Source organism: Saccharophagus degradans 2-40 (assembly GCF_000013665.1).
GTDB classification, from domain to species: domain Bacteria; phylum Pseudomonadota; class Gammaproteobacteria; order Pseudomonadales; family Cellvibrionaceae; genus Saccharophagus; species Saccharophagus degradans.
Genome location: NC_007912.1, coordinates 295,499 through 307,154, shown reverse-complemented (window position 1 = coordinate 307,154; position 11,656 = coordinate 295,499). Strand labels below are relative to the sequence as shown.

Sequence of the window (11,656 nt, the reverse complement as noted above, 5' to 3'; positions counted from 1 at the left end):
CCATACATCAATAATTTATTAAATGCGAAAAACACCCCCATATCAAAGTATTGATTCCCCATTACCGCCCTATCGATTGCCTGCTGATACCTAACGCGAATATATAGCGCATGCAAAATCACAAAGAACACACCTATTAGGCCAACTAATGAAACAAATTGTGGCCAACCTAGTCCATCTATTAGTGCGTTTATCACTGCTCATTTCCATTTATTTTTAATAGCAAAAATTGAAAAATTATTTATAACTATAGTTATAAATAATTTCACCACCTGAAGCGCTATAATTACCACCTAATTTAGAACCTCCGTATGCCCCCATAGCACCCGCTACAATGCCGCACCAAAGCAAGCTAGTACCAGCAGTTTCGATACCGAATAATAGATTACACGTGAGATAAGTCGCTGCAGCTCCGCCGCCAATACCACCGGTAATACTACCCGCCACACGACCCGTCTCGGTAAATTTAGTTTTCGTGCAGTAAGCACTATCCGGCTCTAGCGTACACGCCTCGGCTATTTTCGAAACACCACCAGCAACTTCTAAGCCTATAGAAACATAGCCTAATCTCGTAAATATCTTTGATGCATTTGTTAATCGAGTATAGTTAGATTTAAATCCATCAATATCTGTCGCGTAGCCTTGCGCCTTCCATTGATGAACAATGGATTTACTACTTAAGCCAAGCCTAGATTTAATCCTATTAGCATCTACATTTTGGCCCCACATCCTGCGCTCTAACATGCCATTAACCGCTCGATCAATTTGCTGAAAAAGAGCGCGACGCTTAGTAAAGAAATCACTACTTTTTAATGCGCCAGTTTTACTGTATTCAGCGACATATAGCTTTTCAATTTTATCCAGAGCTTTTACTACATGATTCTTCTTCTGGTCAAAATATCCAGAAACCCAGCCTATACCAGCCCCAGTATAAGATGTTGCATTGTTAAATAACGCATAATTTCTAGCTAAAGCTGCTTTTTCTTGCGCAGTTTGGCGACTGAGTTCGCCATCGATATGACGCGCAGCCTTTTGAAGCAGGTCTTCCCAAAGCGTACACTGCTGCGGATTTTCTGGCGTAATAATAACCATTTGACCAATAGATACAAGATTATTAATCAAATGTGCGTTTACGCGATTAAAATGATCTATCGTGACTTGGGATGGAGAGTTGTACAACGTACGAACAACTTCATTTACCGACATATCGCGCTCAGCGATATAAAACAGAATGTCATCTGGGGTAGTTCTATCTATTCTTTCCATATAATAGTTACGTCCTGTAGCTGTTTACTCTATACGCACTGATCACGTATCTCGCTTCGAATAAGCGCGGTGAGAATTGTGATCAATACAAATAAAATAATCTAGGCGTGTGTTGAATTAAACACGCCACAGCAATCCAAACGTGACTCATATCACCTTTCTTTACATTTCCCTCTAACTACATTTTTTATTATCACCAACTCTACTGCCGCCCCAATCTTTTTTCTCTTTGCGACAACCAAAGGTTTGGTGGATATATATCATCTGCAGAAATATCTTCTACCACCCAATCTAAAACAGAGCTGTGACTGCCGTCCATGGTTAACCCCATAAACACCATACGTGGGCCGAAATCATTGGCGGGCCAATCGATCGCCTGTTCGGCGGTCATGTTCCAAAACGTACTGTATACCGCGGTTTTGTATCCGCGATCGCTTCGGCCACCTGTTTTCCATGCGCGTGTTGCTTCACCTAAATCAATTTGGGTAAATAAGTTGGCGTAGGCTGCTGCGCGGTGATGATCGAGGGTAATATTTTTGCCTCGCCCTTGCGTAAATACATTGCCATACGCATACCATTCAACAGTTAAATCGTGGACTAGTTCGGCTTGAATATCGAAACCGCGAATTAAACAATCGGTGGACGACCCCACACTTATCCCGTGGTGGCCACTGCGATCATTTGTGTTAATTACAGTAAAATCTAAAATGCTTACAAAGTGCGAGCCTCTTAAATTAATACCATAATCTATATTTTTTACTACAACATCTCGCACCCAAGAGTGCTGAGCGCGCATATCTATGCCGTTGTACCCTAACTCATTGAAGTGACCTGGGTAGGTTGTTTCTGGAAACTCTAAAGTCATTCCTTCGAAACCCACCTCGCCGTAGGCAACCGATACGCTGTGTAATTCCGCCATATAGTTAGGGCTTACGGTAATGGGTAGCGGTCGCTCTAGGGTAAGTGTGTTGCCACTAATATTTGTTATGCGGCTGAAAAACTCTAACTCTGCATCGTTAACCAAATTACTGTAATCACTTAAGCCTGCGGTGTACCCTGCATACAAGGCCTCTAATAAAAAGTTACCGTTCACATCGGTTTGTTGTATTTGCACCCAATCGCCTACGGTTAAACCTGCAACACTTTCTACTGTTATTTGATTACTGCCTCGTGCCGCCGCTGCAGTAATAGTAGAAAGTTTACTGCCGTCACTCGACGAACCTTTCATTTCAATAAACCCACCAGTAAAAGATGGATCTATACCCGTTGCTTCATTTAAGTTGGTGGGAATATATAAAGTAGTTAATTCGCTGCCTGCGCCCTGCAACACAACACCATTCGGTATGCTTAGCACCTGCGTAAGAATAAAACGCCCCTCGGGTACGTAAACTACATCACCATTATTTGCTGCGGTTAATGCAGCAATAAACGCAGCGCTATCGTCGCTATCGTCATCGGCTATCGCACCGTGATCGGTAACCACATTAATGGTTGGCGATTTTACCGGCGGCTCTTCTTCACCCCAGTGATAACCAGCATAAGACCAATCAGATAACACGCCGCTCGGGTCGTGTTCGGCACCGTTACTGCCCCACAAATTGGTAGTTTGGCCGTAGGCGCTGTGCGCGGTAAAACTAAGGGTATTGACGTTTATTGCCCCGGTCATCCACACGAGTTTTAATTGATGCGTGCCTGCAGGAATTTCTATGTCTTTTAGCGATACAGTTTGCCATTCATCAAACGCTGTACCAGAAACATTTAACACACCCAATGTTTTGTTATTTAGCTGTACTTTTAAGGCACGTGAGTTTTGGTTAGTAGCAACACGAAACACAATATCCATTTTTTGGGTAACAGCAACACTCACATCATAAGCCAACCACTCGCCAGCTTTTGTCCAACCTACCGTGCAGGCCGCACCTTGCGTATCGGTTGACGTTTGCATATCGACAGGGCCATTACCACAATCACCTGAATTTGCGTTGTCTGTATCGTAAGCTGCGACAAAATCCATTGCGGCAATAGTGCTTGGGAGCGATACCGCGGCACCGGATGAACCACCACTAGAGGACGACGAACTAGTGCTACTCGAACTGCTATTAGATGAAGAAGACGAAGAACTGGAGCTAGAACTAGCACCAGGATTAGAGCCACCAGAATTCGCCCCTCCGCCCGAGCCACTGCAGGCAGCTAGAATAAGTGTAGCAATTACAATTAGGAATTGAGTGATAGCAGTAGAAATACGCATTAATGGCTCCTAGGCTTATACAGCCTTTAACTATAACCCCTTATAGAGTAATTTGGGTAGAGGAATACGCCAGCAACCCTAACCTAATTCAAATGGCAACCACTAGCGACAACGTTATTTTTTACATAAGTTATGAACAAATTTTATAATGCTATTCGATTACATATTTAGCCGAATAATAAATGACGAGAAATAATCTTTAATTTAACTAAATGGCTATTAATACAACTCTATTTTATGTGAAGCGTTTCATACAGAAAAGACGAATTAAATCACGAACTATGCATTGCAAAAATATCGCCCATAAAAAACGGCGGGTACTGCCGCCAGCCCCGCCGTTTTTCACAAATTAATTTTTGGTATTTTATTAAGATAATTCGTTTTTATATTTACACCTTAACAATCAATAAAAGAGCCCTTTAAAAAGGACTCTTTTAATACGCATATAAACTCTAACTTTAATTTCATCTAAATGAAAATTACGTAAACTTAATCTACGCGAAAGAGTTTTATTCAGGGTGTCTAGTTCGAATATTTATTACATGCAATTATTGCACACAACAGCAGGTCGAACATCACAAACATTAAGTCTTTATTATTAATTATTTTTATTATTCTATTCATTAATGCCATCTAGCAATTGATTCAAAAAGCTTAATCAATTAACCGGCAGTGACATTTCCTACAAAATTAATTAAAAATTGGTTAACCTGCAAATGAAGTTTTTAGTATTTTCTAACTGGAGCCAGTTTTTGTCTGTTTTTGATACCTAGTACTTATTTTAATGGACTAATTACGATTGTGAGGACGGTATGAAAATACAAAATCCTGCGCTTTCAAACCTAAGAAATTATTTGAAATTAGTATCGCTTTACTATAAGCAGCGCCAAATGCTCCATTAGACGCCAATAATATGCACAGATGCAAACCTTCACTTTCCGCTCACTTTATAGCCAGTATAACCTTACGCTTATTTGTTACTTTTTAACATTGCACCAGCAACCTTTATCGTCAATGCCTTTCGAATAAGATTTATACACCAACTATTACATGGACATAGCCAGTTATAGGCTATATTTATTTCGTTTTATCTGACAGGAGTCACCTATGCCGCTGGCAAAACGTTACATTCCCCTACTATTCATTATCGGCTTACTAGGCTGCTCAGGCGATTCAGCCAATAAAACTAAAACTACTACAGTCAGTAGCGCTCCCTTTATTACCGTTATTTACTATTTAGATGGTATAGAAACAGCTAGATTACCCCCTTACGATATAAATCAACAAGAGTCCAAAACGCTAATTAAATACACGCAAAACCTTGACTTTTATCTACAAGAAACAACAGGATGCGCTGGCCAACAATCATCAGACAAAAAAGCGTTCCTTGTTACCTCTATTAAATCTTGCGAATTACACGTGTACTCTACTACCGCATGCCCCTATACAATGATTGAGTTTCATACAGATAACTCAGTACTAACCAAGCAAGAAACCAACCGCTGTTCTAGCCCTGTCGAAAAACAGATTCCAGCAAATTGGCAGGCTTTTGCGAAAAATTGTGGCGACACAACTATAGGCGATAGTATTAAAGTTAGGTCGCTGCCAATTTCGGGGTTCTGCACTATTGAGCTTGTGGAAAATGGTTTTGATAGGCAATTCACCATTGATACGAGTTTTAATTCAGCAACCATTGACTGGCAATATTTTCAAGCTGACGCTCAATATGAGATTTACATTGGCACTGATTTAAGCGAAGAAAGCAGTGATGCACAAGTACTTCAAGACTGGGATAGAAAAATTGTTTCTGTCTCCAACTTACGCCTCGACAACCTAGAAAACAAAAACTACGAAATAGCTTTTCGCACCCTATACACCAACGGGCTAACATCCCCCCTTGAAAGGGTAGGTGCTATCCAACCCACTTTTCAAAGCACTCGTAACTTTCATTTCGAAAATACACAACCAGACGAATTATTATTTGCAGTACTAGCAGAACCAAATATAGAATTAATTCCAGGAGAAAGTCGCTGGATTCCATTCGTATTATCTGCAGGCAGCGCCAATCGTATTGAATCTCTTGAGTGGTCTCAAGCAGCTGGGCCGACCGTTCAAATATCTCCTTCATCAGATGGTTTAAATATTACCGCACAGGAAGATTACGGCGAAGTTATTATTCAAGGCACTGCGCAGGATTCACTTGACCGCAGTATTACCCGCACACTAACGCTCTCCGTAATTGATACGCCTTTTCCTAAAGCCAAATTATTGCGAGGCAGACACGATGGGAAAGGTGTCGACTTAGTTATTGCCGGAGAAGCTTATACAGCCTCAATGCAAGACGAACTGCTCGAAGATGCTCAATTGGTAGATAAATACGCATTTGATGATTTTGAAGAAATCGCCACTCACAGCTCACTTTGGAATGTTTGGCTAATAGAATCAATTTCTGAAACAAACATCCTTCGCAACAACAAAAATGAATTATTTTTAGCATCAGATTTAAGCGAGGCGTGTACAAGCCCCTTTTCTTATTGCCCAAACGTTCAAGCAGCCTATAACCAAATGACAGCTGCTGTACCGCATGCAGATACAGGGTATGTGCAACTTAACTTGCAATATATAATCGGGGTAGCAAAATATTTAGGTGACTTTGGTATTACATATACATCGAGTACGTCAAAAATTAGCGTACATGAGCTAGGGCATAGCCATGCCTGGCTAAAAGACGAATATGCATCACCCGAAGGAATATCAGGTTATGGAATCAATGTTAGCTCACACTGCTTTCCTCCAAACTTAAGTTGGCTTCATTGGATTGATGATATAAATTCAATTGCAGGCGAACACAGAGACCCCATTAACGACGACGAAGTTGGTTGTTTTCCTAAAGTAAATGGCGGCTACAACGCATACACACCAAGCCGCAACAGCATTATGAACTCGGGAAGAAGATTCGGACCGGTTAATAGGGAACGTTGGGTACTATACACTTGGGCTAAAGCACGCTCTCACTTTAACCCACAGCAACATACAATAACTATTGGCAATAAAGAATATATTGCATTGACCATTGCCCCGCCCTCGCCCGCTCTACTATGGTCTAATACGTGGTACAAAAACGGTGCTGAAATGACACACAGTAAACACAACTATGTATATATTTACCAAGCAGATACACAAAACGAATATTCAGTGAAAGCAACCGATAGCACAGATGCGATTCGCTTAGACGAAGACGGCTTCAGCCGATTTTATTACACTTGGCCATCGAGCGACTCATTACAATAAATTCATTTCAAGCCTAGTTTTAATGTAAATATAAATTTAGCTTTGTGCTCGCCAGTGTAAGGTTTTATTCTTGCACACCTTTCTTCGCAGGAGCACCCATGACCACCACACTAATGATTCAAGGCACCACCAGCGACGCGGGTAAAACTACGCTGGTGGCAGCGCTGTGCCGTATTCTTGCGCGCAAGGGCATTAAGGTGGCGCCGTTTAAGCCGCAGAATATGGCATTAAATTCTGCGGTAACAGAAGATGGTGGTGAGATTGGGCGCGGGCAAGCGGTGCAGGCGCAGGCTGCGGGAATAGCACCGCATACAGATATGAACCCCATTTTATTAAAGCCCAGTACCGATACCGGTGCGCAGGTGATAGTGCACGGCAAAGCGCTAAGCGCAATGGAAGCAGACGCATACCACGACTATAAAAAAGTGGCCATGCAAGCGGTGCTAGAAAGCTACCGAAGATTACAAACACAATACCAAGTTATTGTTGTTGAGGGCGCAGGTAGCCCTGCAGAGATAAATTTGCGCGAAGGCGATATAGCCAATATGGGGTTTGCCGAGGAAGTGGATTGCCCTGTAATTATTATTGCCGATATAGATAAAGGCGGTGTATTTGCGCATTTGGTTGGCACATTAGAATTGCTCTCCGCCAGCGAACAGAAACGCGTGGTAGGGTTTGTAATTAACCGCTTTCGCGGCGATATTGAATTGTTAAAACCAGGCCTAACTTGGCTAGAACAAAAAACCAACAAACCGGTTTTAGGCGTAATACCTTATATTCAAAAATTACACCTTGAAGCCGAAGATGCGTTAACGGCAAATAGCACTGCGGAAAACACCCAACACTTAAAAATTCGTGTACCTGTATGGCAGCGCATTAGCAACCATACAGATTTCGACCCGCTGCGCTTACACCCCCAAGTAGACTTTGCATTTGTAGGGCCAGGGCAAAGCCTCGAAGGCGCCGACTTGATTATTCTACCCGGCACCAAAAACACCATTGCCGACCTAAACTTTATGCGCAGCCAAGGCTGGGATACCCAACTAGCCAAGCACTTACGTTACGGCGGCAAAGTGTTGGGAATTTGCGGAGGCCTACAAATGTTAGGCACAGCCCTGCACGACCCCCACGGCATAGAAAGCCCAGCCAGCAGCGTTAACGGCTTGGGCTACTTAGATTTTGAAACTACGTTCACGCAACACAAAACCCTACTTAACCTACAGGGTGAGTTGCATATAAATGATAAGCCCGTCGCCATTAGCGGCTACGAAATACATGCAGGCCTTTCCACCGGCCCCGCTTTTCAGCGCCCTATTATTTATTGCGAAGGCCAACCCGAAGGCTGCCGCTCGGCCGACGATCAGATTATTGCCACATACTGGCATGGGCTATTTAGTCAACCTAGCGCCACCCAAGCCCTACTCGCATGGGCAGGCTTAACCAACGCCCGCGCGCTAGATTACAGCGCCCTTATCGAAACCGAGCTGACTAGATTGGCCGATGAGGTAGAGCAATGTATGGATATTGATGCATTGTTTCCTACTTTTGCCAGCTAATTCCCAACGCACAAGCTTTGCACTAAGGTGTCCCTGCGGCCTTACTGGCGGTATACTTCGGCCATAATTGACCAAGGGCTAGCCATGAACCAATTCACCACTCGCGCCATTAAAAAAACCCTATCCGCGTTACCCGTTGTGCTTGTTATTGCAGTTAGCACTCTGGCTATTAGCGCCTGCGGCCAAAAGGGCCCGCTAAAGCTGCCAGATGAGCCGGCTAAACCTGCCACTAAAAGCCACAACCACGCCGACAAGTAGTATACTTTCGCGTTTATTACGCTAGTCGGTAGCCCTAAGTCGCCATCTTTATGGCAGCACAGCCTAACTACCCCTATTTTCGAGATTTTTGATCACTATGTCAGACTTTCACTATCAAAACGGCGAACTGTTCGCCGAGCAGTGCTCTCTTAATGCCATCGCCGACGCATTGGGCACCCCTTGCTATGTATACAGCAAAGCCGCCTTTACCCGTGCCTATCAGGATTACGCCAACGCCCTTGGCAATCACCCAGGCATGGTGTGCTACGCAGTAAAAGCCAACTCGAACATTGCAGTGCTGCAAGTATTGGCAAAGCTAGGTGCAGGTTTTGATATTGTGTCGTCTGGCGAATTGCGCCGCGTGCTTAAAGCCGGTGGCCAACCTAACCGTATTATTTTTTCTGGGGTTGGTAAAACCCGTGAAGAAATGCGCGAAGCATTAGAAGTAGGTATTGCCTGCTTTAACGTAGAATCGGAAGCAGAGCTTGAGCGCTTGGCAGACGTGGCCGCCGAACTGGGCGTAGTTGCCTCTATTTCTTTACGCGTTAACCCAGATGTAGACGCCAAGACTCACCCGTATATTTCTACCGGCTTAAAAGAAAACAAATTCGGGATAGATATACAGCGCGCACCTGCGGTGTACGCTCGCGCAAGCGAACTCGCCAGCCTTAAGGTTGTGGGTGTAGATTGCCACATAGGGTCGCAGCTTACCGAGCTTACCCCGTTCTTAGACGCGTTAGACCGTTTGCTTCAACTGGTAGATACCCTAGCCGAAACAGGCATCACCATTGAGCACTTAGACATAGGCGGCGGCTTGGGCGTAACCTATCGCGACGAAGTGCCCCCTGCAGTAGCCGACTACTTAACGCAAATTAAAGCCAAGTTGGGTGATCGCAAATTAGCCATTATTATGGAACCGGGCCGCTCTATTGCCGCCAATGCCGGCGTAATGCTTACCGAAGTTGAGTTTTTAAAGCCCACCGAGCATAAAAACTTTGCCATTATCGACGGTGCCATGAACGACAATATCCGCCCTGCGCTTTATCAAGCTTGGCAGGACGTAAAACCACTAAGCCAGCGCGAAGGCGAAACCCAACAGTGGGATTTAGTAGGCCCAGTGTGTGAAACCGGCGACTTTTTAGCAAAAGACCGCGCATTAGCATTGCAAGCTGGCGACCGTTTAGCGTTAATGTCTAGCGGCGCTTACGGGTTTGTAATGAGCTCTAACTACAACACCCGCGGCCGCGCAGCGGAAGTACTTGTCGATGGCGACAAATACTTTGTAGTGCGCGAGCGCGAAAGCTTTGAGGATTTAATTCGAGGCGAACATTTATTACCCTAATACGCTCATAAGGCGTAAGCACTTTTAGGTTAAACACCAAACACTAAGGCACACCATGCGACTTCGCTTTACCAAAATGCACGGCCTAGGCAACGACTTTGTAATGATCGATGCCATAAGCCAGCGCGTCACCATTACCCCAGAGCGAGCGCGCCAACTGGCCGACCGCCATTTTGGTGTGGGCTGCGATCAAGTATTGGTTGTAGAAACACCCGATTCCCCCGACGCCGATTTTAAATACCGCATTTTTAATCACGATGGCAGTGAAGTAGAAAACTGTGGCAACGGCGCCCGCTGCTTTGCGGTGTTTGTGCGGCAGCGCGGACTAACGGCAAAAAGCGTTATTACCGTAGAAACAGCCGTGGGCCGCATGGTGTTACATGTACAAGAAGACGATCAAGTTACTGTCGATATGGGCGCACCTATTCTTAGCCCCGCCGATATTCCCCTCGCAGCGCCGCAGCAGGCAACCAGTTATACACTGCCAACGCAAGGCGCAGGCGATATAACAATTGGTGCCGTTTCTATGGGCAACCCCCATGCGGTGTACTGTGTTAACGACTGCAAAACCGCGCCGGTAGAAACCCTCGGCCCAGAAATAGAAGCCCACCCTCACTTCCCTAAAAAAGTGAATGCCGGCTTTATGCAGGTAGTTAGCCCCAGCGAAATTAACCTGCGCGTATACGAGCGCGGCGCAGGCGAAACCTTAGCTTGCGGGACCGGTGCGTGTGCCGCTGTGGTTGCTGGGCGTTTGCAGGGCTTGCTTGAAAACACCGTAAAAGTAAACCTGCCTGGCGGCAGCCTTTCTATAACGTGGGAAGGTGTAGACAGCCCAGTAATGATGACCGGGCCTGCCACCACGGTATTTCATGGACAAGTTAAGATATGAGTAACCGAGACGCGTCAATTACCGATCAGCGAGTTGCAGAGTATTTAGCCGAAAACCCCGATTTTTTTGTTAAACACTCTCGTCTTTTGGGCGAATTAGAATTACCCCACGATAGCGGTAAAGCGGTATCGCTAGTAGAGCGGCAGGTGTCTGTTTTACGCGATCGCAATATGGATATGCGCCAACGCCTAAGTAACCTGTTAGATAACGCACGCGAGAACGACCGCCTGTTCGAAAAAAGTAAGCGCCTTGTCTTAGCCCTACTGGAATGTAACGACCTAGGCGATTTAGTTGATGCCCTCTATTACAGCTTCGATAAAGAATTTAATATTCAACACACCCGCTTAATTATTTTTGGCAACCATCAAACCGTCCCCTCGACTGCAGCGCGCATAGAAAACCTGCATGTTGCACGCGATGTAATAGGCCGCAGAATTAAATCCCCCAAAGCGGTAAGCGGCGGCATTAAAGACGATGAGTGTAAATTTTTATTTGATAAAGACGCGCCCCACATTGGCAGCGCTGCAATGTCGGTGCTTATTCACAGCAAACCGCTAGGCGTATTGGCAATAGGCAACGAAGACCCTAAATTTTACCACTCTGGCATGGGCACAATATTTTTAGGCTATATAGCCGAAGTGCTAAACCGGCTTCTGCCCAAATATATAAAAAATTATTAAACCTCTGTTTACCGGCAAGTAAGCACTCACCCGCACAAAGGTATCACACATAAAAAACGGGCTGATGCACAACATCAACCCGTTTTTTATTGGCTAGCTAAGCGAACTCAACAGCAATAAGCGTTT

Annotated in this window: 8 protein-coding genes; 6 read left to right on the top strand and 2 right to left on the bottom strand. The window is 44.7% G+C overall.

Annotated elements, in window-relative coordinates; translation table 11 throughout:
* Positions 1-237 precede the first annotated feature (237 nt).
* Both SDE_RS01290 and SDE_RS01285 read right to left on the bottom strand, forming a co-directional pair.
* Complete coding sequence (locus tag SDE_RS01290) at positions 238-1,266, bottom strand: hypothetical protein (protein WP_011466731.1); 1,029 nt, start codon at positions 1,264-1,266, stop codon at positions 238-240.
* 202 nt (positions 1,267-1,468) lie between these two features.
* Positions 1,469-3,514 (bottom strand): carbohydrate-binding protein, encoded by a 2,046-nt coding sequence (locus SDE_RS01285; RefSeq protein WP_011466730.1) that lies wholly within the window; start codon positions 3,512-3,514, stop codon positions 1,469-1,471.
* 1,107 nt (positions 3,515-4,621) lie between these two features.
* Between SDE_RS01285 and SDE_RS01275 the strand changes: the two genes are divergently transcribed.
* The 6 genes from SDE_RS01275 to SDE_RS01255 all read left to right on the top strand — a co-directional run bounded on the left by SDE_RS01275 (position 4,622) and on the right by SDE_RS01255 (position 11,530).
* Positions 4,622-6,805: a M64 family metallopeptidase gene (locus SDE_RS01275; RefSeq protein ID WP_011466729.1), complete on the top strand. Its 2,184-nt coding sequence runs from the start codon at positions 4,622-4,624 to the stop codon at positions 6,803-6,805.
* Positions 6,806-6,903: 98 nt separating this feature from the next.
* On the top strand, positions 6,904-8,361 hold the full coding sequence (locus SDE_RS01270) for a cobyric acid synthase (RefSeq protein ID WP_011466728.1): 1,458 nt from the start codon (positions 6,904-6,906) through the stop codon (positions 8,359-8,361).
* 84 nt (positions 8,362-8,445) lie between these two features.
* Positions 8,446-8,619, top strand: a complete 174-nt coding sequence (gene lptM / locus SDE_RS21740) for an LPS translocon maturation chaperone LptM (RefSeq protein WP_083762913.1) — start codon at positions 8,446-8,448, stop codon at positions 8,617-8,619.
* Between the two features lie 97 nt (positions 8,620-8,716).
* The gene (gene lysA / locus SDE_RS01265; protein WP_011466726.1) at positions 8,717-9,961 is read left to right on the top strand and encodes a diaminopimelate decarboxylase; all 1,245 of its coding nucleotides are present in this window, start codon (positions 8,717-8,719) and stop codon (positions 9,959-9,961) included.
* Between the two features lie 55 nt (positions 9,962-10,016).
* Positions 10,017-10,850, top strand: coding sequence for a diaminopimelate epimerase (dapF, locus tag SDE_RS01260; protein WP_011466725.1), 834 nt, complete (start codon positions 10,017-10,019; stop codon positions 10,848-10,850).
* Positions 10,847-11,530: a DUF484 family protein gene (locus SDE_RS01255; protein ID WP_011466724.1), complete on the top strand. Its 684-nt coding sequence runs from the start codon at positions 10,847-10,849 to the stop codon at positions 11,528-11,530. Before dapF ends, SDE_RS01255 begins: the two co-directional genes overlap by 4 nt.
* Positions 11,531-11,656: the final 126 nt, after the last annotated feature.

Bases quoted from the DNA above. Each gene is read 5' to 3' on its own strand.
- dapF (WP_011466725.1), top strand. From the start codon at position 10,017: ATGCGACTTCGCTTTACCAAAATGCACGGCCTAGGCAACGACTTTGTA.
- SDE_RS01275 (WP_011466729.1), top strand. From the start codon at position 4,622: ATGCCGCTGGCAAAACGTTACATTCCCCTACTATTCATTATCGGCTTA.
- SDE_RS01285 (WP_011466730.1), bottom strand. From the start codon at position 3,514: ATGCGTATTTCTACTGCTATCACTCAATTCCTAATTGTAATTGCTACA.
- lysA (WP_011466726.1), top strand. From the start codon at position 8,717: ATGTCAGACTTTCACTATCAAAACGGCGAACTGTTCGCCGAGCAGTGC.
- lptM (WP_083762913.1), top strand. From the start codon at position 8,446: ATGAACCAATTCACCACTCGCGCCATTAAAAAAACCCTATCCGCGTTA.
- SDE_RS01270 (WP_011466728.1), top strand. From the start codon at position 6,904: ATGACCACCACACTAATGATTCAAGGCACCACCAGCGACGCGGGTAAA.
- SDE_RS01255 (WP_011466724.1), top strand. From the start codon at position 10,847: ATGAGTAACCGAGACGCGTCAATTACCGATCAGCGAGTTGCAGAGTAT.
- SDE_RS01290 (WP_011466731.1), bottom strand. From the start codon at position 1,266: ATGGAAAGAATAGATAGAACTACCCCAGATGACATTCTGTTTTATATC.